This window comes from Egicoccus sp. AB-alg6-2 (assembly GCF_041821025.1).
Lineage (GTDB): Bacteria > Actinomycetota > Nitriliruptoria > Nitriliruptorales > Nitriliruptoraceae > Egicoccus.
The window spans coordinates 85,517-111,692 of record NZ_JBGUAY010000009.1; the positions used below are offsets into that span (position 1 = coordinate 85,517).

Sequence of the window (26,176 nt, forward strand, 5' to 3'; positions counted from 1 at the left end):
GGGCTACAACGCCTTACGCGAACCTCAAGATCGTCCGTGCGTCAATCCCCTCAGAGGGGCGTGACCTCGGTCGCCTGCGGGCCCTTCTGACCCTGACCGACGTTGAACTCGACGCGCTGACCTTCGTCCAGGGACTTGTAGCCCTGGGACTGGATCGCGGAGAAGTGGACGAACAGGTCATCGCCGCCCTCGGCCGGGGTGATGAACCCGAAGCCCTTGTCAGCGTTGAACCACTTGACGGTGCCCTCTGGCATGTTTCGTTTCCTATCGAAAAACGCGCGGTCCAGGATGTTCCCGACGAAAGCGAGGAACTTGGGGTCCTGACCACGCGATGCACGAAGCATAGCCGTTCGCTCGCCTCGCTGCACAGGGGCGCGAGGTCAGGCCGTCGCCGGCGGTCGACCGGCGGCCTCGCGCAGGGCACGAAGCACGTGGTTGCCGTCGCCGAGGAGCCGCTTGAGATGCCGCTCGAGCCCGGCGATGGGGTACAGGTTCTGCGGCGCGCGACGGTCCTTGTGGGGACGCGAGGCGAACCGGGGGAGTCGGCCGGCGGCGAGGTCGGCCAGCCGCGCCGCCTCGGCGACGCCCACGTCGGCCGATGCCTCACAGCGCACGATCCCCGCCCAGGGATGGTCGCCGCCGTACGGCAACCGCTGATACCAGGAGAAGCGCGTCCACGACGACTGGGCCAGGAACAGCGGGGTGCGCTCACCCGGGGCCAGCGCACCGACGACGTGCCGGACCTCCTCGGGCAGGTAGGCGACGTGGTGGGTCTTGACGTAGCCGATGGCGTGGGGGACCTCCACCGAGCCGTCCAGCGGGCCGTCGAGGACGAGCAGGCCGACCTCGCCCACGCCGTCGGGCCAGGCGAGGCGATCGAGCAGGCGGCGCTCCAGGCGCCGCAGGCGCTCCTGCATCCCGCGCTGCAGCGCGGCCGGGTCGTCGTCGGCGACCGCCCGGGGCTCGAAGCGTCCGGCCCGCGTCTGCAGTGGGGCGAACCCCGCCGGCCCGATGAGCAACCGCTGCACCTCGGTGGTGGTGATGGTCGCCTTGTCCCCGGCGCAACACACCGCACCCGCGGCGATGGACACGGCCGCGGCCTGCCGAACGACGCCGGCCGGCGCGTCGTCGGCGCCCCAGACGAGGCCCTCGACCCGACGCACCCCGTCGACGAAGGCGACCGGTGCGGCGTCGCCCTCCGGAGGTCGGCGCGGTGCCCACCGGGCTGCTGCCACCTCGACGTCGGGATCGACCTCGCCCGGACCCGCCGGCAGGTCGTCGCCTCCGCCGGGGCCGCCCATCTCGGGTGCCCAACTCTCGACCGCCAGCTTCACGCCGCATCCTCCGCGTCGGACTCGGCCCCGGCGGTCGCGCCGCCGTCGTGGCGGGTGACGACCGACCCCGACGGCCCCCGCCGCACCTCGAAGCGCACCGGCAGGCGTTCGGCGAGGTCGGCCACGTGGGTGACGATGCCGACCATGCGACCGCGCGATCCGAGTTCCTCGATGGCGGCCGCGACCACGTCGAGGGTGTCGGCGTCGAGGGTGCCGAACCCCTCGTCGAGGAACAGCGACTCGAGGCGGGCGGCGCCCTCGGCGGCGAGGTCGGCGACGTGCTCGGCGAGCGCCAAAGCCAGGGCGAGCGAGGCGAGGAACCGCTCGCCACCGGACAGGCTGCGGACCGTGCGCGGTTCGTCGGCGTTGCGGTGGTCGAGCACGAGGAACTGGTTGGCGTCGTCGAGCGCCAGCGAGTACCCCCCGGAGGACAGGTCGCGCATGAGGTGCGACGCCCCGACGACCAGCAGCGTGAGTGCCCGGTTGAGCAGCCACCGTTCGAAGCCGTTGGCACGCAGATGGTCACCCAGCGCCTTCGCAACCGCCTGCTCGTCGCGCGCCGCCGCCAGGTCGAGGCGTGCCTGGCCGGCCCGCGCCAGTCGATCCTCCAGCGTCTTCAGGCGTTCCTCGGCGCGCGCCGACGCACCGGAGACGGCGAGCGCCGGGGTCGAGCCCGCGGGCACCTCGACGCCGGCACCGGCGCACTCCTCCCGCAGGCGCCCGTCCACCTCGCGCCACCGCTGCTTGGCGCGGTCGACCTCGGCCAGCGCCAGCTCCGCGCGTTCCTGCGCCCGCGGAACCTGGTCGCGCGCCCAGGTGAGCAGTTCGCGCCAGGCACGGGTGAGGTCGTCGCGGTCGGCGGCGGGCGGGCGCAGGGCGGCGACGGCGTCGCGGGCCCGGTCGAAGGCGGCCCATGCCTCGCGCTCGCGGTCGCGCAGCTCGTCGGCGGCCCTGGTCGCCTGCTGGACGTCGTGACGGGCGCGCCGTTCGTGGGCGCGTGCGTCGGTCAGCGCCTGCTGGCCGGCCCGGATGCGTCCGAGCAGTGCGGCGACCTCGTCGGGATCGGGTGCGACCTGCAGCTGCGAGGCCAACGCGTCGCGGCGGTCGGTGAGCTGACCGGTGCGTTCGTCGTGGGCGCGCACCGCCTGCTCGGCGACCGCACGCTCACGGTCGGCCTGTGACCGCGTGCGGCCGGCCTGCGCCGCGACCTGCTCGGCGGCCGTCAGCGCGGCTCGGGCGGCCTCGGTCCGTTCGGCTGGAGGATGCTGCGGCAGGTCGGCGACCTCGGCCAGGCATACCGGGCACGGCGAGCCGACCTGCAGGTGCGCGGCCAGCGTGAGCGCCAACTCGCCCCGGGTCGCGTCCTCGACGGCGGCGCGGGCATCGGACACCGCCGCGACGGCGGCTTCCTCGGCGGCTGCGGCTTCCCCGGCGGTGGTGGCGGCGGCCTCGGCGGTCGCGTGCAAGGCGCGAGCGCGGTCGGCCGCGGCGGTCAGTTCCTCCAGCACCCGGGACAGCTCGGTCGCGACCTCCAGCGGCGGGACGTTCTCGAGCGCGTGTTCGGCCGCCTCGACGGCCGTGATGGCGTCCGCCAGCGCCCGCTCGGCCGTCGTGCCGAGTTCGGCCGCCTGTCGGAGCCGGTCCCCGAGCTCCGCGGCTCCGTCGGGCATGGCCAGCTGCGACAGCGCTTCGGCTGCCTGACGGGCGTCGTCCGCCTCCTGCCGGCGGCGCCGACCTTCTTCGACGATGCGCTCGAGCTCGGGCTGCAGTTCTTCACAGCGACTCGTCAGTTCCCGCAGGTGCTGCAGCCGTGCCGCGGCCTCGTCCCGCGCCTCGGGGGTCGCCTCGGCGAGCTCGCCATCGAGCCGTCGCCGCAGTTCGGTGATGCGCGCTTCGGCCTGGGTCGCGCGCAGCCGGGCGCGCTTGCCGATCTCCTCGTACACACCGAGGTCGAGCAGCTGCACCAGCAGGTCGTTGCGCTCGCGCGGCTTGGCGAACAGGAACCGGTCGAAGTCACCCTGGGGGAGCACGACCGAACGCGTGAACTGCTCGAAGGTGAGCCCGAGGAGACGGCCGATGGCCGTCGAGAGCTCGTCGGCGGTTCCGGCCACGGTGGCGATGCCGCCGTCGGTGACGTCCTCGAGCCGCGCCTCCTTGGTGGTGGCGCCCGTCGCGGTCCGGCGCACCACGCGGGTCGCCTGGTAGGTGCGTTCGGCGACGGCGAACGTGAGCCGGACCCTGGCCTCGTTGCGCCCCTGGTTGACGATCGGGGCCACCAGGCGGCGGTCGTCGTAGCGCGGCACGCTGCCGTAGAGCGCGAAGACGATCGCGTCGATGATCGAGCTCTTGCCGGCGCCGGTCGGGCCCGACAGCACGAACAGGTCCGCGTCGGCCAGTTCGACCGACGTCGCGTCCCGGAAGCTGCTGAACCCCTCCATCTCGAGTCGCAGCGGTCTCATGGCGCCACCCTCCCGCCGGCGGCGCCGCCCGGGTCGTCCTCGGCGAGGGTCGCCTCCTCGAGGAGCTCGGCGAACAGCTTGTCGAGCCGCGGGTCCTCGATGCCCTGCTCGTCGAGGTACTCGCCGAACAGCGCCAGCGGTGACTGGCGCAGGTCCTGGGCGTCGAAGTTAACGTCGTGCGAGGTGGGCCCGTCCTCGTCCTGCGGCCGCACCACACTGACGTCCACCGCCTGGGGCAGCGCCTCGCGGACCTGGTCGGCCAAGCCGGGTCGGGGCGACTCCTCGAGCAGGACGCGGACGTAGTCGTCCGCCAGCTCCGCGCCGCGGGCGAGCACCTGGTCGACGCTGCCCCGCAGCGTGCGCATGCGGCGACCGGCGCGCAGGTCGATGCCCTCGACCTTCGCAGGCGTGTCGGGGTGCGCCTCGACGAGCAGGACCTGCTTCGCGCCCCGGTCGGCCTCGCCGAAGTCGAGGTGTAGCGGCGAGCCGCAGTACCAGGTCGGCGCCGGCCCGGGGATGCGGTGCGGCAGGTGCAGGTGGCCGAGCGCCACGTAGTGCGCCGTGGCAGGGAAGGCCTGGGGCGGGACGACGTAGTCGAAGATGGTGTGGGCCTGGCGTTCCCCGCCGCCGAGCACCGGTTCGCCCGACGCGACGGTGAGGTGGCCGACGACGACGTCCACGGTCTCGCCGGAGCCGAAGTCCGCCGTCAGCGCCGCGATGATGCGCCTGGCCCGGTCCGCGTAGGTGCTGGACTGCTGCGAGGCGTCGTTGGCCATCAGCTGGTCGCCGGTGACGATCGAGCGCTGCGAGAGGAACGGCACCAGCGCGACGCGGGCGACCTCGCCGGACGGGGTCGGCAGATCGAGGACGCCGCCGTGGTCGGGGCGCATGACGCGGTCGGCGAGGTGGACGTTGCCGAGCTCGAGCAGCGGGCGGACGGCGGCCCAGCGTCGCGGGTTGTCGTGGTTGCCGGCAAGCACGACGACGTGGGCGCCGGTCGCGGCGAGGTCGAGCAACGCCCGGTAGACGATCGACTCGGACTCTGCCGACGGCGCGCCCGTGTCGAACTGGTCGCCGGCGACCAGGATCAGGTCGACCTGCCGTTCGTGCGCGATGCCGGCGATCTCGGCGAGCACCGCGCGGTGCTCGTCGGCCCGGCTCCGGCCACGGACGGTCCGGCCGACGTGCCAGTCGCTGGTGTGGAGGATGCGCATGGTCGCACTCTACGGAGCCGCCGTGACATTCCCCCGGCGGCTGCCCCTCCCGGCCGCTCGTCGCGCTCGTGACGCGGCGGGCTCGGGGTCACTGGTAGGACACGAACACCGGCAGCGGATCGAGGGCCAGCACCTGCTCCGGCGTGGGCGTCGGGCTGTCCTCGTCGTAGAAGTTCTTCCAGCCCCACCACCAGCGGTCCTCCGCGCCGGCGGTGATGGCGGCGTAGGTGTCGTACTTGGTCCCGATCGGCCCCTGCCCGTCCATGTGCACGACCGCGGCCAGTTCGGGTCCGACCTCGACGGTGTCGCGGTCGGGCAGCATGTCGTGGCGGAACTGGTGCAGGATCAGCAGCTTCTGCGGCAACTGCTCCTCGCGCACCACCTCGGCGAGCCAGTCGGCAACGCGTTGGACCTCCTCGGCCGCGACCGAGCCGATCTGGCGCAGGTGGACCTCGTCGTCCTCGAGCCGCCACTCGGGGTCCAGCGCCAGACCGACGTGGGGCTGCGCGAGCAGGTCGCGGTACTCCTGGGCCTGGTCGAGGAAGTCGGTGCGACCCGGCTGCAGGTCGAGGATGACGTAGATGCCCTCCTCGGCGGCGCGGTCGATCCAGGGCTGCAGACCCTCAGGGTCCAACCGGCGGCTGTAGTCGCCGCGATCGCCGGCCTCGGCGGAGGCCACGGTCGTGATGATCTCGAACGCGGGCAGCACCGTCCGGCCGTCGGCGCCGTAGGGCTCGGCGACCTCGCGCAGACGGGCGATGGTGGCGTCGAGGTCCTGCTCGCCCAGGGCGCCCAGGGCACGGGAGCCGGGCGTGCCGTACAGCGCGACCATGCGCTCGGTGTCGAAGAGGGTGTAGCCGCCCGACGGCAGCGGTTCGTTCGAGAGGACGGTCCGCAGCTGCCAGTCGGCGGCAGCGGCGTCGGCGTCGCCGACCAGCGCGACCCGCTCCGGCCCGACCTCGCGCACACGTTCGGTCCGGCCAGCCTCCCGCCAGGGAGCGTCGCCGTGGACGGGCAGCAGCACCTCGTCGCGTGCACCGGCCGACGCCGCAGCGACGGCGTAGGACGCCCGGTCGACCGGGTCGGCCAGCCAAGCGACCTCGGAGGGGTCGGTGGCGAAGCGCGGGCTGGCGCTGGGCTCGGCGTCGACGCCGAGGTCGACGAGGCGGTCCGCCAGCGCCTGGGCCGCCTCGCCGTCGCGCGCGATGGTCTCGACCCGCAGCGACGGCGGCAGCTGCGTGACGGTGGCCTCCAGCTCGGCCGCGTCTTCGGGCAACGGCAGCAGTGGAAGGCCCTCACCGGCACGTGAGAGCGCGGCCGCCCGCGAGCCCGCGTCGCCGGCGGCGAAGCCCAGTGCACGCTCCTCGCCCAGGTGGTCGATCACGGCTGAGGTGAGCGCTGGATCGGGCGCCGCGTCGTCGCCGCCGGTCTCGGGCGCGTCGTCGGCGGCCGTGTCGTCGTCGGTGGCGTCCTCGGTCGTGTCCTCGGTGTCGGTGTCGGTCGCGTCGTCGGCGCCGAGGGCGGTCACCTCGACGTCGCTGCCCACGAGTCCGGAGACGTCCTCGCGAAGTCCGAGCGTCACGACCGCCGGGGGCTCGAGGGCCGTGATGGTCTCGCCCAACGCGTCGAGTCCGCCGACCGACGCCAACAGCAGTGGCGCGCCCGCAGCCGCAGCGACGGGCGCGGCGAGCGTCGCGGCCCAGGCATGATCGGGGTCGGCGACCACGACCGTGTCGGCGCAGCGGTGGGTGACGGCGGCCACGGCGGTCGCGACGGCGACCGGGTCGTCACCGGTGAGGTCGCTGATCGCCTCTGCGGGACCCTCGCCGGCACAGTTCCGTGGTTCGGGTCCGCCTTCGTCCTCGGCGGCGGTGGCGCCCGGCTCGGTCGGCTCAGTGTCGGCGTCCGTTTCGGCGTCGGCGACGTCGTCACCCTCGGGGGACGCGGACGGCTCGTCGCTGGTACAGGCCGCCAGGGCCAGTGCCACGGCCGCCGTCACGCCGATCAGGCGGTTGGCCCATGCGAAGCGTGACACGTCGGATCAGACCTCCCGGAGGGCGGTGACGCTAGCCCGCGGGGCTCCACGCTCGTCGTACGCGCCGTGTACTCCCGGCCGAGCAGGCCGTAGACCGCGTCGTCGGTCCACCCGCCGTCGTCCCAGTAGGACTCGCGCAGCACGCCCTCGCACGTGAACCCGAGGCGATCGAGCAGTGCCGCCGACCGCGCGTTGCGCGGGTCCAGGCGGGCCTCGACCCGGTGGACCGGGCTGCCGGCGGCGAAGAGGTGGTCGAGCAGCAGCCGGATCGCGGCGGTCGCGTGGCCGGCACCGCGGTGTTCCGGCGCGAGGGTGAACCCGATCTCGACCAGGCGGAGGTCGTCGCCCGTCGACAGCATCACGTCACCGATCAGCCCCGCGGCCTCGACGCGCTCGACCGCGTACTGGAACGTGGTGCCCGGGCGGCCGGGCTCGCCGGCCGCGAACTCGTCCACCAGCTCGCGCGCCCTGGCCAGCGGGAAGGGCGTCGACCAGCCCTGGAAACGGGCCGTGTCCGGGTCAGAGCGGTAGGCCGCAAGCGCGTCCGCGTCGTCTGGCCGGAAGCGCCGCAGCCGCACCGTCGGCCCCTCGAGTACGTCGGGCACGTGCAGCCGCCCGGCCGTCGCCTCTTCGCTCATCGCCTCGTCCCGCGTCGCGCGACCGCCACCGATCGCCCGCCCCCGCGGAAGTGTGCATCCGAAGGCGGGGAATTGCGCGTCTCGATGCACGGATCGGGCGGGATCGCTCAGAACGGCAGTCCGGAGCCTTCGCTGTCGAGGTCGGCGAAGGGGTCGTCGGGCTGGGTCACGAGCGCGCCTTCCTCGCGTGGCGGACCCTCGCCGGCCTCGGACGGGCGGGTCGCCCACGCCGGGAAGGGGAACTCCACGACGAGCGGGACCGGCAACTGCGGCTGGCTCACGATCATCGTGCCCGGCTTGACGATCGTGGCCCGCTGCCGGTGCACCGTTGGCAGGAACCCGTACTCCTCGCGGGCGGCCTCGGCGGCGTCGAGGCGGCCGACGACGCGGATCGCGGAGTTGGCGACCACCCGCCGCTCGACCTCGGACGCGGTCTGCTGGGCCCCGATGAGGATCATGCCGAGCGAGCGTCCGCGCTCGGCGACGTCCAGCAGGATCTCCTTGATGGGGGAGGTGCCCTCGCGTGGGGCGTACTTGTTGAGCTCGTCGAGCACGATGAAGGTCAACGGGTCCGGGCTGCCGGCGCGTTCCTTGGCCTCGAACGCCCGCTGCAGCACGACGCCGACCACGAACCGCTTCGCGCGGTCGTTGAGGTTGTGGATGTCGACCACCGTGACCTGGGCGTCGTGCGAGATCGTGTGCTTCCGCGGGTCGGCCAGGTCGCCCCGGACGAGGTGTTCGAGATGGCGTTGCGCGCCGTACAGGCGTCGCACGAACGCGTTGACGGTGCCGATCCCGACCGCCCGGCCGGCCCACTCGGGCGCCGTCAGTTCGTCCTGGACCCGGGCGGCGATCAGGTCGATCAGCTGGCGGAAGGTGCGCGCCGACTCACCGTCGATGGAAACCGCCCCGTCCCCGATCGCGACCGCCTCGCGCTGCAGCTGGGCGGTGACGTTGTGCACCACCATCGTGTACTGCTGGCGGTCGTCGCCCGCGTCGGCGAACAAAAACGGCAGCAGTCCGTCGCGGCAGAACTCCTCGAGCGACCAGGCGAACGAGGTGATGCCCTCGCTGCGGGCGCCGGTGTCGGGTGCGGCACTGCTCGCCCCGCGGCGCGGCGGTGCCCAGAAGTCGACGGACCTGAAGGCGCTCGCAGGCAGCCCGAGCGCGGCGTATCGGTCGCGTTGGGTGTCGTCGAGCTTGCGGTTGGCGTGGTCGAGGAACAGCAGGTCCTCGCCCTTGACGTTGAAGATCAGCGCCTTCGCGTTGTGCGCCGCCGGCACCACGCCCGAGGTGAACAGGCTGTGCAGCAGGAAGGTGGCGTAGGTCGTCTTCGTCGCGACCCCCGACACGCCCGAGATGTTGACGTGGGCGCCGCGCGTACCGTCGAGGAACTCGAGGTCGACGAACACCGGCTGCCCGTCCCGCGACAGACCGGCCGGCAACCGCGAGGCCATGCGGTCGAAGAACAGCGCCTGGTCACGGTCGTCGCCCTCCGCCTTCAGCACCGCCTGGCCGGGCAGCGGCGGGACGAACACCTCGGGTTCGAACCGGGTGCTGAGCACCTTGGCCGCCTCGGCGACCTCGGCGGGAAGCACGCCGTCCTCGATCAGGAACACGTCGGAGTCGAAGCGGGCACCCTCGTGGCGCGCGCGGACCTGGCTGACGATGCCGTAGATCATGACCGGGTCCCGGCCGGGCGGGGTCCGCTGCAGCGCCACGACGTCGTCGAGCTGGAGGAAGCGCTCCGGGGCGACGCCGACCCAGAATTCCAGGGGCGTCGCGTCCTCGGTCCCGATCACGCGGCCGACGAAGTCGGGCCGGTCCTCGGGCGCGGTCGGCTCGGACACGTCGCGGGCTCCTCCGGCGGTGGGCAGGTCGTTCTCGCGCAGCCTACGGGGGCCCTGCGACCCACCCGGCACCTCGTGGCGGGTGCGCCCACCGATCGCGTCCACTGTGGTCGCCGTCCCTCCGGCCGACGTCTGCCACCATCGGGTCCGTCACGGGGGGGAGGGGCGGCAGGTGCAGCTACCGAGGGGTCGGTTCGCACGCCTTGTGGTGGCCGTGGTGACGGCCACCACGCTGCTGCTGGCCGTGGCTCCCGTCGCGGCCGCGACACCGGGCCGGGACACCTCGCAGAGCTGTCCACGGGGCGACCATCCCTTCACCGACGTCGGCGGCGTCCACGCGCCCGCGATCACCTGCGTCCACCTGCTGGGGATCACCACGGGCCGGACCCCCACCACCTACGAGCCGGGCGGGGCACTTCGCCGTGACCAGCTCGCCTCGCTGCTCGTGCGCACCCTCGAGGCCGCCGGACACCCTCTGCCGGAGCCCGCGGCGGACCCCTACGACGACCTTGCCGGCAGCGTCCACGCCGACGCGATCGGTCGCCTGGTCGCAGCGGGCGCCCTGCCCGGTGGCGGGGAGTTCCGCGGGCGGACGCCGGTCGACCGGGCCGAGATGGCGGTCATGACGGCGGCAGCCCTGCGCGCCACCGGGACGCTCGCGACGACGGACCGCGACCTGTTCACCGACGACGACCGACTTCCGGCCGCGACCCGTCGGGCGATCGACGAACTGGCGATGGCCGGGGTCGTGACCGGCGTCGACACCGGCCAGTACCGGCCGGAGCTGGTCCTGCGCCGCGACCAGATGGCGTCGATCCTGACCCGGGCTCACGACCTGGTCGTCACCGGCGGGCGGGCTCCCGCGACCGTGCCACCCGCCCCGTACTCGCGTTCGCCCGAGGGTTGGATCGTCGCCGGCGGCACGACCGACGTCGCCGGTCGCTCCGGCACCGTCACCCGCTACACCGTCGAGATCGCCGATGGATTGCAGACACGCCAGGACGTGTCCGACTTCGCCCGCCGGGTGGAGCGTGCACTGCACGAGCCGGGACACGGTTGGACCGCCCGCGGCGAGCACCGGCTGCAGCGGGTCGCTTCGCCGGCCGAAGCCCGGATCCGGGTCGTCCTCGGCAACCCCGCGACCGTCGACCGGTTGTGCCGCCAGGCCGGGCTCAACACCGCCGGCATCTACTCGTGCTGGAACGGTCGGGTCGCCGCGCTCAACGCCGACCGCTGGTTCGGCGGCGTCCGTCACGTCGCCGACCTGCAGCTGTACCGGACCTATCTCGTCAACCACGAGGTCGGACACGGCCTGGGGCACGGCCACCGCGACTGCCCGGGCCGCGGCCGAACCGCCCCCGTCATGATGCAGCTGTCGAAGTCGACCTACGGCTGCGTTCCCAACCCGTGGCCCTATCCCTGACCGTCAGACGCGGATCCAGACCGGTGAGGTCGCGCCGTCGGCGTGCCGCTGTGCGTAGCTGGTCACGAGCCCGTGCTCGTCCACGGCCAGCTCACCCACGAAACCACCGGCGGAGCGGTAGGTCCAACGCCCCTCGCCCTCCTCGGCGTAGGACTGCTCGAGCGGCTCGATCGCCGGCCCTGGAACACGAAGCCACGCGGCCCGCACCGGGCCACCCCGGGCGCGCCGCAACGGCAGCGTGTTGGTGACGGGGCTGGCTTCGAGGTCGACGTCGAGGCAACCCTCGAGGTCGGTGACCTGCTGCCCGTTCCGCCACCAGCGTCCGTGGCCATCGCTGTGCAGGACCCGGACGTCGTCGGCGGTCTCGAGACGTGCCCGGCGGGTGCGCCAGGCGGCGTCGACCTCGACCTCGTAGCCCAGCGCCGCCGACAACCCACCCGCACCGGACGGTTCGACGTTCCCGCGGAAGACGACGCCATCCGGCAGGTCGTACCAATCGACGTGTTCGGCACCGAAGGGTCCCTCCCAGCCGACGGTGCGGGTCGGCGCCGCCGGAGCGACCGGCTTCTCGAAGCAGATCTCGGTGGTGTGCGAGGGATCGTCGAGGTCGCGCCGGGCGCCGGTGTCGGCGTAGCCGTGCCGCTCGTAGAGGCGGTGGGCGTCGTGGAAGCGGGTGTCGGACCACAGCACGACGTGCGAGGCGCCGATCCCGGCCGCCTGGGCCTCGACCCGCCGCACCAGCTGGCCGGCCAGGCCGCGGCGTCGGTGGCTGGCCGCGACGTAGAGCCGTTTGAGCTCGACGCGACCGTCGTCGTCGGGTGCCCCGGTCCCCACGCTGGCCACGATCGTTCCGACGTCCTCGACGACCCACCACCGCCCGCCACGTCGTGCGGCCGTCGTCGCCGGCACCGGCAGGTCGTCGTCGAGGTCGGGCAGGTCGAGCACGCAGCCGGGGTACTCCGCGTAGGCAGCGCCGACGAGGTGGACCAGTTGGTCGCCGTCGGCGTCCCGGATGGCCCGCAGGACCAGACCGTCGTTCACCGTGACCGCTCCTCGGGGCGTGACGGTCCGGCAAGCTAGCGCCAGCCCCTGACACCAGGAGACCGCATGGACCTCGCCGGCCTGCGCCCGATGCTGGCGACGCCCGGTCAGCCGGACGCCGTGCGGCGGGGCCACCGGTACGAGTTCAAGTGGGACGGCGTGCGTGCCTTGGTGGCGATCACCGCCGACGGTTCGCTGCAACTGCGCAGCCGGAACGGCGTCGACATCACCGCGCGCTATCCCGAACTGGCCGGACTGCCCGACGCCGTCGGTTCCCCCGCCGTGCTCGACGGTGAGATCGTCGCCTTCGACGAGCGGGGCCGACCGTCGTTCGCGGCCCTGCAACCGCGGATGCACCTCGCCGATCCCGCGCGCGCGGCACAGGCGGCCGCCACGCGTCCGGTCGCCCTGCTCCTGTTCGATCTGCTCTCCCACGACGGCGACGACCGCCTGGCGTGGCCGCAACAGCAGCGGCGCGCCGGCCTGCTCGATCTCGACATCGCCGCCGGCGGGCCGTGGTCGGTGCCGCCCGACACCGACGACCTCGACGCGGCCCTGGCCATCGCGACCGAGCGCGGGCTCGAAGGGGTCGTCGCGAAGCGGCTCGACGCGCCGTACCGGCCCGGCGTCCGTTCCAGCGCCTGGGTCAAGTTGCGCCTGGCACGGCGGCAGGAGGTCGTCGTGGGCGGCTGGCGGCCGGGCAAGGGCCACCGTTCGGGTCGGATCGGCTCGCTGCTCGTCGGCGTCAACGACGGCACCGGGCTGCGGTACGCCGGGGGGGTCGGGTCGGGACTGGGCGAGCGTGAGATCGAGGCGCTCGAGGCGGCGATCGTCCCGCGTGCGCACAGCCCGTTCGTCGACGCGGTCGAGCACCGCGACGCACGCTTCGCCGAACCCGGCATCGTGGTCGACGTGCGCTTCACCGAATGGACTCCCGACGGGCGGCTGCGGCACCCGGTCTACCTCGGCCGCCGCGACGACAAGGACCCCGCGGACGTCGTCCGCGAGGACTGATGCGGACCGCGTGGCGGGAGTACGCTGCGGCCGTGCGCACTCCGCCCGCGGGGTGCGACGGCGAGGAGGCAGCGCATGCCACGCGCGATCTGGAACGGTGCGATCAGCTTCGGGCTGGTGAACATCCCGGTGAAGCTGGTGACGGCGACGCAGAGCAAGACGGTGCGCTTCCGCGAGATCCGGCGCGGCGACAACTCCCGCATCCGTCACCGCAAGGTGGCCGCTTCCGACGGCGAGGAGGTCACCAACGACCAGATCGTCAAGGGCTACGAGATCGCGCCCGACCGTTACGTGGTGCTCGACCCGGAGGAGCTCAAGGCCCTCGACGCCAAGCGGTCGCGCGCCATCGACATCGAGGACTTCGTCGACCTCGCCGACATCGAGCCGCTCCAGTACGAGTCGTCGTACTACCTCCTGCCCGGTGACATGTCTGGCAAGTCGTACGAGCTGCTGCGCCGGGCCATGGAGGAGACCGGCAAGGCGGGCGTGGCGCGCTTCACGCTCCGCAGCAAGCAGTACCTCGCCGTGCTGCGTCCGGTGGGAAAGGCGTTGGCCGTCTCGACGCTGCTCTACCACGACGAGGTGGTCGCGCCGGAACAGCTCGACGGCTTGCCCGACGACGTCGAGGTCGCCGATCGGGAGCTCGCGATGGCGACCTCGCTCATCGAGTCCATGACCACCGAGTGGGACCCCAGTCGCTACGAGGACGAGCACCGCCAGCGCGTGCTCGAGTTGATCGAGCGCAAGGCCGAGGGCGAGGACATCGCCAGCGTCCCCGAGACGGAGCGCGAGGCCGGCGACGTGGTCGACCTCATGGCGGCGCTCGAGGCGTCGCTGTCGGCGGCCAAAGCTGGCGCGGCGTCGGACAAGGGCGACGGCCAGCGCGACACCGCCTGATGGCGCCGAAGGACGAGTCGAAGCGCCAGACGGTGCAGGTGCCCGGCGTCGACGCGCAGGGAAACACCGTCTCGCGCCAGCTGAGCGTGTCCAACCTCGACAAGGTCCTCTGGCCAGACGGCACCACCAAGGCGGCCTACATCAACTACCTGGTGTCGATCGCCCCGGTCATGCTGCCCCACCTCGTCGACCGCCCGGTGACCCTCAAGCGCTACCCCGACGGCGTCGACGGGCAGAGCTTCTTCGAGAAGCGGTGTCCACCCCACAAGCCCGACTGGCTGACGACGACGCCCCTGCCGAAGCGGGGGACCGGCCGATGGGGACGGCCGAAGCCCGAGGAGGAGAAGCCGAGGAAGCTTCGTCCGGGCGAGCGCGAGGACATGGTCGACCACTGCAACCTCACCGACACGGCGGCGTTGGTGTGGGTGGCCAATCTGGCCGCCCTGGAGCTGCACGTCACCATGGGACGCGCGCCCGAGCCGGGCAACCCGCGGGCGGTGGTCTTCGACCTCGACCCCGGTCTGCCGGCGGACGTCGTGACCTGCGCCCGGGTCGCGCTGCACCTGCGTGAGGTGTTCGACCGCCTCGGGCTGCTCGCCGTGCCGAAGACCTCCGGTGGCAAGGGACTGCAGCTGTACGTACCGATCAACCAGGACGCGGTCACCTACGACGACACCAGCGACTTCTCCCGCGAGGTGGCCCAGCTGCTGGAGCGGGTGCACCCCGAGCTGGTCGTGTCGACCCAGACCAAGACCGAGCGGGTCGGCAAGGTGCTCATCGACTGGTACCAGAACACCCTCACGAAGACGACGGTGTGCGTGTACTCGCCGCGGGCCCGGGAGCGCCCGACCGTGTCGACGCCTCTGACCTGGGACGAGGTCTCCGACGGCGCCGATCAGGGCGATCCCGCGAAGCTGCGTTTCGTGATGGACGAGGTCGTCGAGCGCGTCCAGCGGCACGGCGACCTGTTCGCGCCGGTGGCCGAACTGCAGCAGGAACTGCCGCAGTTGGCATGACCTGTCGTCTTCAGCTGACGTACAGGGTCCGCTGCCCGTACGGGCGGGCGGTCCGTCGGGGCCATGGTCGGCCGGTCGGCGCGGGCGTTCGCCTGCCGGGTCCGGCTTCGTACGGTCCGTTCAGGTCAGGTGACCAGCCACGCGCTCACCGCGGTCCAACGGAGGACGTCGAACTCTTGGATGCCATCGCAAGCACGCCGCCACTGGCGGGCCAGCCCATGGGCGACGGGGCCCCGCGCCCCCTGCAGCACCCGGGACGCCATCTTCCCTGCCCCCTGCCGGAGCCCCGTGGCCCGGTCACCAGCTTCCTCGTCGAGCACCTGGTTCGTGCCCCGCACGACCTGCCGGTGTGGCCCGCACCCACCGACGACCCGCTGACGGGTGACGACACCCATCTCGCGCTCTACCTCGTCTACGAGCTCAACTACCGCGGCGTCGAGGGCGTCGACGAGCGGTGGGAGTGGCACCCCGACCTCATCCGGCTGCGGGGGCAGCTCGAGGACCGGTTCGAGGCGGCACTGGTCGAACTCGTCGGGGACCTGCCCGAGGTCGACGACGTCACCGTCTTCCTGCAGGAACTCACCACCGACGACGGCGACGGCCGCTCCATCTCGAAGTTCATCGAGCACGAGGGCGACCTGCAGCAGTTCCGCGAGCAGGCCGTGCACCGCACCGCGTGGCAGCTCAAGGAGGCCGACCCGCACAGCTGGGCCATCCCGCGGTTGGGCGGCAAGCCGAAGGCCGCACTGGTCGAGATCCAGGCCGACGAGTACGGCGACGGGGTCGACCAGGATGTCCACGCCGAGCTGTACGCACTCACCATGGAACGCCTCGGCCTGTCGTCGCGGCCCAACCACTACATCGACCTGCTGCCGGGCATCACCCTGGCCACCGTCAACCTCGTGTCCATGTTCGGCCTGCACCGTCGCTGGCTCGGCGCCGTGATCGGCCACCTCGCCGTGTTCGAGATGTCGTCGGTCACCACGATGGCACGCTTCGCCACCGCGTTGCGGCGGCTGCACTTCGACCCGTGGACCTGCCTGTTCTTCGACACCCACGTGGTCGCCGATGCCCACCACCAGACCGTGGCCGCCACCGACCTGGCCGGCGGGCTGGTCGAGCAGGAACCGCGCCGGTTGCAGGAAGTGGTCTTCGGTGCCCTGGCGTTGTGCAAGCTCGAGGGCAAGCTGACCGAGCGGGTCCTGGACGCCTGGGACCGCGGCGAGTCGTCGTTGCTCGGCGAACTCGGCGTCACCGGCCCCGCACCCGGCCAGGACATCCTCCACGTCCCGGCCGACGACCCCCGGGTGCGCGCCGGGGCGTGACGACCTCTTCCGCAACACGAGGAGCAGAGCATGGCCAAGGACCATGGACCGTCCGTGAAGAACGACGCCCAGTACGAGGCGCTGCGCGACGAGGGCCACAGCAAGGAGGCCGCGGCGCGGATCGCCAACAGCGGTAGCGAGTCGTCGCAGAAGGGCGGGCAGAGCGGTTCCTACGACGACTGGACCGTCGATGACCTGCGGGAGCGGGCCGCCGAGCTCGACGTCGAGGGCCGCTCCGGCATGAACAAGTCCGAACTCATCGAGGCACTCCGCAACCGGTAGGCCCCAGCGCCCCGTGGCCGGGTCCGCGTTCCGCGGGTCCGGCCACATCCGCTTGACTGGCCATCGTGACCACCGACCCCACCAACCTCGGCCCCCGGCCAGCGACGCCCCCGCCGGCGCCGCCCGTGTCGACGTTCGCGCCGCTGCGGGTCCGCGAGTACCGCCGCATCTGGTCCGCGGCGCTGGTCAGCCACCTGGGCACGTTCCTGCAGCTGACGGCGGGGCCGTGGGTCATGCAGGAGATGACCGGCTCGCCGCTGCTGGTCGCACTGGTCACCACGTCGCTGACCCTGCCGCGTCTGCTGCTCACGCTGCCCGCGGGGGCGCTCGCCGACGTGGTCGACCGGCGCACGTTGATGCTGATCGGGCAGTTCACCAGCGCGATCTCGGTCGCCGCCATGACGGTGCTGAGCGTGACGGGCTTGCTGACGCCGCTGTGGCTGCTCGGCCTGTCGTTCCTGCTCGGGGTCGGCAATGCGATCGGTCTGCCGGCCTTCCAGACGCTGATCCCCGACCTCGTGCCGCGCAACCTGATGCCCCAGGCCATCACCCTCAACTCCGGGGCGTTCAACGTCGCCCGCGCCATCGGCCCGGCCCTGGGCGGCGTGCTGGTCGGGGCCGGGCTTGCCAGCACGGCGTTCGGCGCCAACGCGGCGTCCTACCTCGCCATCGTCGGGGTGCTGCTGACGTTCCCACGCGCGACCGTGTCCGACCATTCGCGCCCGACGCTGTGGCGCTCCACCGCGATGGGTGTGCGCTACGCCCGTTTCACCCGGCCGATCCGGGTCCTGCTGGCGGTCAGCGCGACGTTCGCGCTGACGACGGCGAGCATCCAGTCGCTGCTCCCGGTCGTCTCCACCGAACTGGGCCTGGGCGGTACCGGGTTCGGCGTGCTCTACGGCCTGTTCGGCGCCGGCGCGCTGGTCGGCGTGCTCTCGCGCGAGCGCGCCCGTGTGCGGTTCGGCCGCCGCATGCTGCCGGGCGCGATGCTGACCTTCGGGGTCTCGGGGGTCGTGTTCGGACTGGCGCCGCATCCGGTCGTCGCCGGCGCCGCACTGAGCATGAACGGGCTGTGCTGGGTCTTCACCCTCGTCACGATGAACGCGACGGTGCAGATGCTGGCGCCGAGGTGGGTGCGCAGTCGGGTCGTGTCCCTCTACGTGCTGGCGATCGGTCTGCAACCGGTCGGGGCGTTCGCCGCGGGTGCGCTCGCCGAGGTCACGGGGGCGGGGGTCTCGGTCGCGATCTGGAACCTCGGCACCGTGCTGCTCGGACTCGTCGCGTTCCGGCTCGGCCTGCCCGTGCTCGGCGAGTTCGACGAGCCGGCGGCGCCGGACGACTGGCACGTTCCGCGTCACGCCCAGCACGTCGCCGGTTCACCCGTGCTCATCGTCAACACCTGGGAGATCGACCACGACGACGCCGAGGAGTTCATGGCGGTCATGCGCGAACTGCGTCGTCAGCGCTTCCGAACCGGCGCGCAACGCTGGTCGCTGTACCGCGACGCCGACCGCCCGACCCGGATCACCGAATTCATCGTGGTGCACGACTGGGACGAGCACCTGGCCCAGCATGCGCGCATGGACCAGGAGGTCGCCGACGTGCTCGCCCGTGCGCGCGCGTTCGACCGCGCTGACGGCCCGATCACCCGGCACCTCGCGGGCCTCGACATCCTCGACTCGAGCGCGCCGTCGATCGACGAACAGCTGCTCACCATCCACGCCGAGGCGCACCGAAGCGATGGCAGCGTCCCGCTGGACGAGCGTGAGGTCGCCGACTAGGCGAGGCGGACCTGGAGCGCCCGGGGGCCGCGGCCGTCGTCGCTGCGTTCGAACTGCACCCGCTGGCCGGCGCTGAGGCACTTGAAGCCCTCGCCGGCGATGGAGGAGTAGCGCACGAAGACGTCGTCACCGTCGTCGTCGGGGGCGATGAAGCCGTAGCCCTTCTCCTCGTTGAACCATCGCACCTCGCCGGTGACGAGGTCGGCTTCGACGAGGGGGATCTCGGTGGTGAGCTGCTGCAGGTCGGGGTGCACGGTGGGCTCCTGGTGGCACGGGCGAGCCACGGCTGGCGGGTCGATGACCGAGACTACGACCGTGGGACAGAAGTCCTAAAGGTCGAGTCGGCCATCCGTACGGGGAGCGCCCGATCAGGCCGGGCCGGGAACCAGCCGTTCGGCGACCACCGGTGCGGCGAGCCCGCTCCCGACGGCGGCGCCACGTCCGGCCCGCCTGGCCTCGACGAGGTCGACGGCGCGGAGCACGGTCGGTTCCTCGCCGTGCACGTGCAGGTCGGTGGCGACTCCGCACCACAACAGCGGGGAGGCGCCCGTCATCAGGCCCTTGCCGCCCCGTCCCTTGACGGGGTAGTCGGCCAGCGGAGAGCGCTTGGCGGTCCCGTCACCGGCGACGGTCACCACCTCGCCGTCGTCGCTGCCACCGTCGACGACCGTCAGGGCCACCACGTCGGCGTCCTTCGGCACGTTCATCCCGGCCACGCCGGCGGCGGTGCGCCCCATGGGCCGGACCTCGTCGGCGGTGAAGCGCGTGACGTTGCCGGCGGAGTGGGCCAGCAGCAGGTGGTCGCCGTCGCGGCACACCGCTGCGCCGACGATGCGGTCGCCGGCCTTCACGCCGCTGGCCTGCAGCGACCGTTGACGGGCCTCGGCGAACTCAACCATCGCGGTCCGCTTGACCTGTCCCGCGGCCGAGGCCGTCACGACCGTCAGCGTCGGATCGTCGGACAGCACCACGGCACCGGCGAGCTTGGCGTCCGGTCCGCCGCCGAGCAGGCCACCGACGTGGGTGCCGCGCTGGCTGGCCTTCACGACCGGCACGTCGGCGACACCGACGCGGTAGCCGGTGCCCGCCTCGTCGACCAGCAGCAGGGTGTCGTCGGTGGTGCAGCGCAGCACGGCGACGAGCGGGTCGTGGGTGTGCTTGTGCGCCGGGGTCGCGCGACGACGCGCCAGCGGCTTGAGGTAGCCGCCGCGGGTGACCATCACGGTCACCTCCTGTGCCTCGAAGCCGGCCTGCGAGCCGCCGGCGAGCACGTCTTCGGCGCTGATGCCCGCGCCGACCAGCCGCGAACGGCGCGGGGTGGCGTGTACCCGCTTGATCTCGCGCAGTTCCTCGCCGAGCAGCTGGTCCAGGACGGCGTCGTCGCCGAGGATGGTCTGCAGTTCGCCGATGCGGTCCTGCAGTTCCTGGTACTCGTCCTCGAGCGCGGCGCGCTCCAGCGCGGCCAGCCGTCGCAGCTGCATGTCGAGGACCGCCTGGGCCTGGATCTCGCTCATCGCGAAGCGTTCGATCAGGCCGGTGCGGGCGTGTGCCGCCGACTCGCTGCCTCGGATGAGGGCGATGACCTCGTCGAGGTGGTCGAGGGCGAGCAGCAGGCCTTCGACGACGTGGGCGCGGGCCTGGGCCTTGCGCAGGCGGTGCTCGGTGCGTCGGGTGAGGACCTGGCGCTGGTGGGCGAGGTAGTGGCGCAGGCACTCGAGCAGGCCGAGGGTGCGCGGGGCGCCGTCGACCAGCGCGACCAGGTTGACGTTGAAGTTCGTGCGCAACTCGGTGGTGCGGTACAGCTTCTCGAGCACCGCGGAGGGGTCCTCGCCGCGCTTGAGTTCGATGACGATGCGCATGCCGTCGCGCGAGGACTCGTCGCGCAGGTCGCGGATGGCGTCGATCTTGCGGTTGCTGACCAGGTCGGCGATCCGTTGCAGCAGCGCCGACTTGTTGACCTGGTAGGGGATCTCGGTGACGACGATGCGCGGCAGGTTGCCGGTGCGGGTCTCGGTGCTGGCGACCGCCTCCACCGTGACCGCGCCGCGCCCGGAGACGTAGGCGTCGTGGATGCCGCCGCCCTCGATGATGCGGGCGCCGGTCGGGAAATCGGGCGCCGGGACGTGGCGCATCAGCCGTTCGAGGTCGGCATCGGGCTTGTCGAGCAGGGTCAGGCAGGCGTCGATGACCTCGCCGAGGTTGTGCGGCGGGATGTTGGTGGCCATGCCGACCGCGATGCCGGACGCACCGTTGACCAGCAGGTTCGGAAAGCGGGACGGCAGCACCAACGGTTCGGTGTCGTAGCCGTCGTAGTTGTCGACGAAGTCGACCGTCTCCTCGTCGATGCCGGCGAGCAGTTCCATTGCCAACGGCGACAGGCGCGCCTCGGTGTAGCGCATCGCCGCCGGCGGGTCGCCGTCGACCGATCCGAAGTTGCCGTGCCCGTCGACGAGCGGCTCGCGGGTGGAGAAGTCCTGGGCCATGCGCACGAGCGCGTCGTAGATGGAGCTGTCGCCATGCGGGTGGTAGGTCTTCATGACCTCGCCGACCGCGGACGCGCACTTGCGGTAGGGCCGGTCGGGGTGCAGGCCGGACTCGTACATCGAGTACAGGATCCGGCGCTGCACCGGCTTGAGGCCGTCGCGGACGTCGGGGAGGGCGCGCCCGACGATGACCGACATCGAGTAGTCGAGGAACGACTGTTCCATCCTCGACTCGAGGCTGACGTCGAGGATCTGGCCGGCGCTGAGCGTCGATTCGGTCGGCATCACACGTCCACGTTCTCGGCGAACTTCGCGTTGGTCACGATCCAGTCGCGGCGGGGGTCGGTCTGGTTGCCCATGAGCAGGACGAACAGCTCGTCGGCGCGGGCCGCTTCCTCGATGTTGATCCGCAGCAGCGTGCGGCGGCCCGGGTCCATCGTGGTGGCCCACAGCTGCTCGGCGTCCATCTCACCGAGCCCCTTGAAGCGCTGCACCTCGACGTTGCTGTTGCGCTTGAACTCGGTGCGCAGCAGCGTGTCGCGCTCCTTGTCGCTCATGGCGTACGCCACCTTGGAGCCCTTGCGCAGCTGGTACAGCGGGGGCTGGGCGAGGTAGAGGTGGCCCTTCTCGATCAGCTTCGGGGTGAGCCGGTAGAAGAAGGTGAGCAGCAGGGTGGTGATGTGCCCGCCGTCGACGTCGGCGTCGGCCATCAGCACGATCTTGTCGTACCGCAACCGGTCGTGGTCGTAGCCCTCGCCGACACCGGTCCCGATCGCCTTCACCAGGGCCTGGATCTCGGCGTTCTCCAGCACCTTGTTCAGCTGCGCCTTCTCGACGTTGAGCACCTTGCCGCGCAACGGCAGGATCGCCTGGGTGTGGCGGTCGCGGGCCGACTTCGACGAGCCGCCGGCGGAGTCGCCCTCGACGATGTAGAGCTCGGTCTCCGACGGGTCACGGCTGGTGCAGTCGGCCAGCTTGCCGGGCAGCCCGGCCGACTGGGTGTCGAGCAGGCCCTTGCGCCGGGTGAGCTCGCGGGCGGCCTTGGCAGCCTGGCGCGCCTTGGCGGCGACCGCGGCCCGCTTGATGATCTGCTTGCCCTTAGCCTTGTGCTTGACCAGCCACGCCGCGAGTTCCTCGGCGACGACCTGTTCGACGTAGCCGCGCGCCAGGGTCGAGCCGAGCCGTCCCTTGGTCTGGCCCTCGAACTGCGGGTCGGGCAGCTTGATGGAGATGACCGCGACGAGGCCCTCGCGGATGTCGTCGCCGGTGAGGTTGGGGTCCTTCTTGAGCAGGGCGCCCGAGTCACGGCCGAACTTGTTGAGCGTCGTGGTCAGTGCCCGACGGAACCCCTCCTCGTGGGTGCCGCCGTCGGCGGTGCGCACGATGTTGACGTAGCTGCGCAGGCGGTCGTCGTGGAACGCATCGGACCAGGTGAAGGCGAGGTCGATGGCGACCGGGTTGCCCTCGAAGTCACGCTGGTCGTGCACCTCGATGGGTGCGACCAATGGGTCCTTGCCGCGCAGGAGTTCGCCGACGAAGTCGGTCAGTCCGTGCTTGAACTTCAGCGTCTGCGAGCGGCCGTCGCGGTCGTCGGCCAGCATGATCTCGAGGCCGGGGTTGAGCAGCGCGGTCTCGCGCAGGCGCTCGCCGATGCGGTCGTAGTCGAGGGTCGTGGTCTCGAAGATGTCGGGGTCGGCCCAGAACCGCACCAGCGTGCCCGAACCCTTGGCCTTGCCCGCCTTCTCGAGGTCTTGGGTCTTCTCGCCCCGGGAGAACGCGATCGTGTGGCGGCTGCCGCCCCGGACCACCTCGACCTCGGTGCGGGTAGCCAGGGCGTTGACGACCGAGACACCGACGCCGTGCAGGCCGCCGGAGACCGCGTACGCCTGTCGGTCGAACTTGCCGCCGGCGTGCAGGGTGGTGAGCGCCAGTTCGACGGCCGGCACTTTCTCGGTCGGGTGCTTGTCGATCGGGATGCCGCGTCCATCGTCGGACACCTCGATGCCGCCGTCCTCGAGGATGCGTACGGCGATCTTCTTCGCGTGACCGGCGAGGTGTTCGTCGACGGCGTTGTCCACGACCTCCCACACCAGGTGGTGCAGTCCGCGCACGTCGGTCGAGCCGATGTACATCGCGGGCCGCTTGCGCACGCCCTCGAGGCCCTTCAGGACGCTGATGCTCTGAGCGCTGTACTCCGTCACGTGGTGGTGCCCTCAGTGGTCGGTGCGCGAGACGCGCGGGCGAGTTGGCGCCGGTCCGGCATCGGCGCGCGCCGTCCCCGCCCGGGTGCCGTAGTGGCGATCCCGAAGGCGGCGACCGGGCCGTCCTGACCGTCGTAGGCCACGGTACGGCACGGCCGCGACACGGCCGAGCACCCGCTGCCGGCCGCGGTGGCAAACGTGTCGCCTCCCCTTCGATGGGACCGGCCGGCCGGTCGGTCGGGCCGGTCGTGATCGGGCGCCAGCAGCTAGCTTCGCGAGCGCGCGCACGCGCCCAGACACCCGCGCACGTCGAGCGGCACGGGTGTCGAGTGGGGAGGCCGGAAGCGGTGGAGGACGGGACGCCGGAGGACGAGGGTGGCGGCGAGACCGTCATCCTCGAAGACGTCGATCCGCCCGGCAGTTGGGACGAGCTCGTCGAACTGCTGAGCGATTCGCTCCAGGCGCTGGCGGAAGGCTTCGTGGCGCGGTTGCCGCTGATCGCGCTGGCCCTGGTGCTGTTCTTCGCCGGCCTGCTGCTGGTGCGGTGGGTGCTGCGCGGCGTCGAACGTGCCCTGCAGAGCCGGCGCGCCGACCGGACGGTGCAGGGGCTGGCGATCCAGCTCGCGCGGGTCGTGCTGGTGCTGTTGGTGACGCTGTACGCCCTGAGCGTGGCCGGCGTGCAGATCGGCGCGGTGCTGGCGGGTCTCGGGCTGGCCGGCCTGGCGCTGGCGTTCGCACTGCAGAACATCCTGGAGAACTTCGTCGCCGGCGTCCTCATCCTGATCAGAAAGCCGTTCCGGCGCGGCGACCAGATCGAGTCCAACGAGTTCATGGGCACGGTCGAGGACATCGACCTGCGTGTGACGCGCATCCGCGACTTCGACGACCAGGTCGTGCTGATCCCCAACGCGATGGTGTTCACCGAGCCGATCGTGAACCTCACCCGCCTCGGTCGCCGGCGCACCCGTATCACGATCGGCGTCGACTATCGCGACGACCACGACCGAGCCCGCGAGGTACTGCTCGAGGCGGTTCGCGGCGTCGAGGGTGTGCTGCCCGTACCCGAACCCGAGGTGCTGTGCACGGAACTCGGCGACTCCAGCGTCGACTTCGAGGTCAGCTTCTGGTCGCGGCCACAGATGAAGGAGGTCCGCTTCGCACGCGACCGCGTCCTGCGCGCCTGCAAGTCGGCCGTCGAGGCCGAGGGCATGACCATCCCGTGGCCCATCCGCACGCTGGAGTGGGGCCGGAGCACCGAGCCGCCCGAGTAGCGTGCCCGCACGGCAACGCACGTTCGCCCAGGAGCGCCGCTCGTGCCCGTGCAACGGACCGCCATCGAGGGTCTGCTCGTGCTGCGCTTCGAGCCCGCGACGGACGAGCGCGGATTCTTCCGCCAGGCCTTCCAGCTCGGCGAACTCGAGGATGCCCTCGGCCGCGAGGTGCGACTGCGTCAGGGCAACCATGCCCGAAGTGCGCCGGGCGTGATCCGCGGCTTCCACGCCGAGCCCTGGGACAAGCTGGTCCACGTCACCCGCGGCACGGTGCTGGCGGCCGTCGCCGACATCCGGCCGGATCATGGCACCTTCGGTGAGGTGGCGACCTTCCTGCTCGGCGACCACCCGGGGGAGCAGGCCGCGCTGTTCGTGGCCGAAGGACTCGCCAACGCCTATGGCGTGCGCGGCGACGAACCAGCCGACTACGTCTACGAGGTCAGCCGCGAATGGGCGGCGACGGCCGACAAACGCGCGGTTGCCTGGGACGATCCCGACCTCGCCGTCGACTGGGGCATCGAGGTTCCAGCGGTGTCGGCGGCTGACCGCGCCAACCCGACGCTGCGACAGCGGTTCCCGCATCACCCGCGCTGGCGTGACGGCACGTCCGATCAGCGGCGCTGACCAGCGGTGCGTGGCTCGTCGCTACCGGCGTCGGCGAGCAGGACGTCGATGACCGAGGCCGCCGTGCCGTTGCTGCGCTGCCGTGCCTGCAGCGCCGACAGGTCACGGATGATGAGCTCGCGCCGGCCCGTGTGGAGGATGTGGGCGCGTCGCAGCTCGCCGAGCACCTTGGCCAGCGACTCCCGCGAGACACCGGCCCACGACGCCAGTTCCTCCTGGGTCAGGTGTAGCCGAACCATCACCACGCCGTCGACCGGCTGCCCCCACCGGGTTGCCAGCTCCAGCAGCCGGTGCACGATCCGTCGGGTCGTTGACGTGCCCGCGAAGGCCACGGAACGCTCGTGGAGGTCGGCGTACTGTTCGGTGACCGTGCGCAAACACGCCTGTGCGACGGGTGGGCGTGAAGCGGCGAGGTCACGCAGGTCGCGTCCCCGCAGCACGAGTCCTTCGAAGCGTTCGAGCGCCGTGACGTCGTTTCCGCCCGGGTAGCCCAGCGCCGTCGTCAGTCCTCCGACATCGCCCGGGCCCAGGACGTTGGTCAGAACCTGGAGGCCGTCGAGGTTGGTGCGGTGCTCCTTGGCGGCGCCGCGGAGAACCACCAGCGCCGCATCGTCGGCGCGACGGAGCACCACCTCGCGCCGTACGTGTCGGACGACCCTGGCCGCGCCGAGCACGGCAGAGAGATCGTCACCCCCGAGCGCCCCCAATAAGGAGGAGGCGCGTGCCGCTGACACGGCATCGTGAACGGAGGCCCGGCCCCCGGCGTTGACGTCTCGCACGCTTGCCCCTGCGTCCGCCGTTGAAACGATGGTCGAGCCTGCCTTCAGCAGCGCTTCAACGTGGGATTTTTGGGCAATCGGGCCATATGCGACCGCAATGGTGCAATTGGCGCGCGACCGGGCCAGCCCATTCGGCCCAGTGGCGGTCCGATCGGCGCCGCCGGGCACCCGTCGGGATGGGGACCCGCGGGTGCCCGGGCTCGCGCCGAGGATCCCCGGCGGCGAGATCTGGGTCGGTCAGCGCGTTGCCCGAAGCTTGGCCGGTCGTGCTCTCGCCATGCTGCGCGTCGGTCTCGGCGGCTACCACGTCGCGTGACACACCCGATCTGTGTCGTCGCCGACAGAGGGGGCACACGGCGCGGAGGCGGCCGCCATCGGCACTTCCGGGCCGCGCCTTGAGCGATTGCGCGGCCACGGCATGGCGTGTCGAGCGTCTGCGATCCACGACCGATGTCTGAGTGAAGCCGGCAGGGGCGCCTGCCCGCACATGGGGTGCCGGCTCCCGATCG

Annotated in this window: 21 protein-coding genes; 9 read left to right on the top strand and 12 right to left on the bottom strand. The window is 72.0% G+C overall.

Translation table 11 applies throughout. The annotated features are described in order from the left end of the window. Positions 1-50: 50 nt before the first annotated feature. The 7 genes from ACERMF_RS16055 to ACERMF_RS16085 all read right to left on the bottom strand — a co-directional run bounded on the left by ACERMF_RS16055 (position 51) and on the right by ACERMF_RS16085 (position 9,530). Complete coding sequence (locus ACERMF_RS16055) at positions 51-254, bottom strand: cold-shock protein (RefSeq protein WP_325232542.1); 204 nt, start codon at positions 252-254, stop codon at positions 51-53. 126 nt (positions 255-380) lie between these two features. Then, complete coding sequence (locus tag ACERMF_RS16060) at positions 381-1,334, bottom strand: hypothetical protein (RefSeq protein WP_373670155.1); 954 nt, start codon at positions 1,332-1,334, stop codon at positions 381-383. After that, entirely contained in the window at positions 1,331-3,793 is a 2,463-nt protein-coding gene (locus ACERMF_RS16065) for an AAA family ATPase (protein WP_373670156.1), read from the bottom strand. The genes ACERMF_RS16060 and ACERMF_RS16065 overlap by 4 nt, the downstream gene beginning before the upstream one ends. Further along, the gene (locus tag ACERMF_RS16070) at positions 3,790-5,007 is read right to left on the bottom strand and encodes an exonuclease SbcCD subunit D (RefSeq protein ID WP_373670157.1); all 1,218 of its coding nucleotides are present in this window, start codon (positions 5,005-5,007) and stop codon (positions 3,790-3,792) included. The genes ACERMF_RS16065 and ACERMF_RS16070 overlap by 4 nt, the downstream gene beginning before the upstream one ends. Positions 5,008-5,095: 88 nt before the next feature. Then, positions 5,096-7,042, bottom strand: coding sequence for a hypothetical protein (locus ACERMF_RS16075; protein WP_373670158.1), 1,947 nt, complete (start codon positions 7,040-7,042; stop codon positions 5,096-5,098). After that, positions 7,012-7,680 carry a GNAT family N-acetyltransferase gene (locus tag ACERMF_RS16080; RefSeq protein ID WP_373670159.1) on the bottom strand — a complete coding sequence of 223 codons (669 nt, stop codon included), beginning with the start codon at positions 7,678-7,680 and terminating at the stop codon, positions 7,012-7,014. The genes ACERMF_RS16075 and ACERMF_RS16080 overlap by 31 nt, the downstream gene beginning before the upstream one ends. A gap of 107 nt (positions 7,681-7,787) precedes the next feature. Beyond that, the gene (locus ACERMF_RS16085; protein ID WP_373670160.1) at positions 7,788-9,530 is read right to left on the bottom strand and encodes an ATP-binding protein; all 1,743 of its coding nucleotides are present in this window, start codon (positions 9,528-9,530) and stop codon (positions 7,788-7,790) included. A gap of 217 nt (positions 9,531-9,747) precedes the next feature. On the opposite strand from ACERMF_RS16085, the gene ACERMF_RS16090 reads away from it, so the two are divergent. Beyond that, a complete protein-coding gene (locus tag ACERMF_RS16090; RefSeq protein ID WP_373670161.1) occupies positions 9,748-10,953 on the top strand; it encodes a DUF3152 domain-containing protein in 1,206 nt (401 codons plus the stop codon). Positions 10,954-10,956: 3 nt separating this feature from the next. Here ACERMF_RS16090 and ACERMF_RS16095 read toward each other — a convergent pair whose 3' ends face one another. Then, positions 10,957-11,994 (bottom strand): putative glycolipid-binding domain-containing protein, encoded by a 1,038-nt coding sequence (locus tag ACERMF_RS16095; protein ID WP_373670162.1) that lies wholly within the window; start codon positions 11,992-11,994, stop codon positions 10,957-10,959. Between the two features lie 66 nt (positions 11,995-12,060). On the opposite strand from ACERMF_RS16095, the gene ligD reads away from it, so the two are divergent. The 6 genes from ligD to ACERMF_RS16125 all read left to right on the top strand — a co-directional run bounded on the left by ligD (position 12,061) and on the right by ACERMF_RS16125 (position 18,309). Continuing rightward, entirely contained in the window at positions 12,061-13,008 is a 948-nt protein-coding gene (gene ligD / locus ACERMF_RS16100; RefSeq protein WP_373670163.1) for a non-homologous end-joining DNA ligase, read from the top strand. A gap of 75 nt (positions 13,009-13,083) precedes the next feature. Then, positions 13,084-13,905, top strand: a complete 822-nt coding sequence (locus tag ACERMF_RS16105; protein WP_373670164.1) for a Ku protein — start codon at positions 13,084-13,086, stop codon at positions 13,903-13,905. Then, on the top strand, positions 13,905-14,921 hold the full coding sequence (locus ACERMF_RS16110; protein ID WP_373670165.1) for a DNA polymerase domain-containing protein: 1,017 nt from the start codon (positions 13,905-13,907) through the stop codon (positions 14,919-14,921). Before ACERMF_RS16105 ends, ACERMF_RS16110 begins: the two co-directional genes overlap by 1 nt. A 176-nt stretch (positions 14,922-15,097) precedes the next feature. Continuing rightward, positions 15,098-16,246 (top strand): iron-containing redox enzyme family protein, encoded by a 1,149-nt coding sequence (locus ACERMF_RS16115; protein ID WP_373670166.1) that lies wholly within the window; start codon positions 15,098-15,100, stop codon positions 16,244-16,246. Between the two features lie 30 nt (positions 16,247-16,276). Next, the gene (locus tag ACERMF_RS16120; protein ID WP_373670167.1) at positions 16,277-16,528 is read left to right on the top strand and encodes a Rho termination factor N-terminal domain-containing protein; all 252 of its coding nucleotides are present in this window, start codon (positions 16,277-16,279) and stop codon (positions 16,526-16,528) included. A gap of 125 nt (positions 16,529-16,653) precedes the next feature. Continuing rightward, positions 16,654-18,309, top strand: a complete 1,656-nt coding sequence (locus ACERMF_RS16125; protein ID WP_373670168.1) for an MFS transporter — start codon at positions 16,654-16,656, stop codon at positions 18,307-18,309. On the opposite strand, the gene ACERMF_RS16130 is transcribed toward ACERMF_RS16125, so the two are convergent. The 3 genes from ACERMF_RS16130 to ACERMF_RS16140 all read right to left on the bottom strand — a co-directional run bounded on the left by ACERMF_RS16130 (position 18,306) and on the right by ACERMF_RS16140 (position 22,993). Further along, on the bottom strand, positions 18,306-18,530 hold the full coding sequence (locus ACERMF_RS16130) for a cold-shock protein (RefSeq protein WP_373670211.1): 225 nt from the start codon (positions 18,528-18,530) through the stop codon (positions 18,306-18,308). The two genes, ACERMF_RS16125 and ACERMF_RS16130, sit on opposite strands and share 4 nt — an antisense overlap. Before the next feature lie 147 nt (positions 18,531-18,677). Then, positions 18,678-21,077: a DNA topoisomerase (ATP-hydrolyzing) subunit A gene (locus ACERMF_RS16135; RefSeq protein WP_373670212.1), complete on the bottom strand. Its 2,400-nt coding sequence runs from the start codon at positions 21,075-21,077 to the stop codon at positions 18,678-18,680. Beyond that, positions 21,077-22,993 (bottom strand): type IIA DNA topoisomerase subunit B, encoded by a 1,917-nt coding sequence (locus tag ACERMF_RS16140; protein ID WP_373670169.1) that lies wholly within the window; start codon positions 22,991-22,993, stop codon positions 21,077-21,079. Before ACERMF_RS16140 ends, ACERMF_RS16135 begins: the two co-directional genes overlap by 1 nt. 347 nt (positions 22,994-23,340) lie before the next feature. On the opposite strand from ACERMF_RS16140, the gene ACERMF_RS16145 reads away from it, so the two are divergent. Together ACERMF_RS16145 and ACERMF_RS16150 are read left to right on the top strand one after the other, a co-directional pair. Next, complete coding sequence (locus tag ACERMF_RS16145; protein ID WP_373670170.1) at positions 23,341-24,264, top strand: mechanosensitive ion channel family protein; 924 nt, start codon at positions 23,341-23,343, stop codon at positions 24,262-24,264. Positions 24,265-24,306: 42 nt separating this feature from the next. Continuing rightward, entirely contained in the window at positions 24,307-24,888 is a 582-nt protein-coding gene (locus tag ACERMF_RS16150; protein ID WP_373670171.1) for a dTDP-4-dehydrorhamnose 3,5-epimerase family protein, read from the top strand. On the opposite strand, the gene ACERMF_RS16155 is transcribed toward ACERMF_RS16150, so the two are convergent. Next, on the bottom strand, positions 24,876-25,622 hold the full coding sequence (locus ACERMF_RS16155) for a Crp/Fnr family transcriptional regulator (RefSeq protein WP_373670172.1): 747 nt from the start codon (positions 25,620-25,622) through the stop codon (positions 24,876-24,878). The two genes, ACERMF_RS16150 and ACERMF_RS16155, sit on opposite strands and share 13 nt — an antisense overlap. Positions 25,623-26,176: the final 554 nt, after the last annotated feature.

Excerpts from the sequence above, each read along its gene's own strand:
- ACERMF_RS16055 (WP_325232542.1), bottom strand. The coding sequence starts at position 254 with ATGCCAGAGGGCACCGTCAAGTGGTTCAACGCTGACAAGGGCTTCGGG.
- ACERMF_RS16065 (WP_373670156.1), bottom strand. The coding sequence starts at position 3,793 with ATGAGACCGCTGCGACTCGAGATGGAGGGGTTCAGCAGCTTCCGGGAC.
- ACERMF_RS16070 (WP_373670157.1), bottom strand. The coding sequence starts at position 5,007 with ATGCGCATCCTCCACACCAGCGACTGGCACGTCGGCCGGACCGTCCGT.
- ACERMF_RS16080 (WP_373670159.1), bottom strand. The coding sequence starts at position 7,680 with ATGAGCGAAGAGGCGACGGCCGGGCGGCTGCACGTGCCCGACGTACTC.
- ligD (WP_373670163.1), top strand. The coding sequence starts at position 12,061 with ATGGACCTCGCCGGCCTGCGCCCGATGCTGGCGACGCCCGGTCAGCCG.
- ACERMF_RS16105 (WP_373670164.1), top strand. The coding sequence starts at position 13,084 with ATGCCACGCGCGATCTGGAACGGTGCGATCAGCTTCGGGCTGGTGAAC.
- ACERMF_RS16110 (WP_373670165.1), top strand. The coding sequence starts at position 13,905 with ATGGCGCCGAAGGACGAGTCGAAGCGCCAGACGGTGCAGGTGCCCGGC.
- ACERMF_RS16120 (WP_373670167.1), top strand. The coding sequence starts at position 16,277 with ATGGCCAAGGACCATGGACCGTCCGTGAAGAACGACGCCCAGTACGAG.
- ACERMF_RS16135 (WP_373670212.1), bottom strand. The coding sequence starts at position 21,077 with ATGCCGACCGAATCGACGCTCAGCGCCGGCCAGATCCTCGACGTCAGC.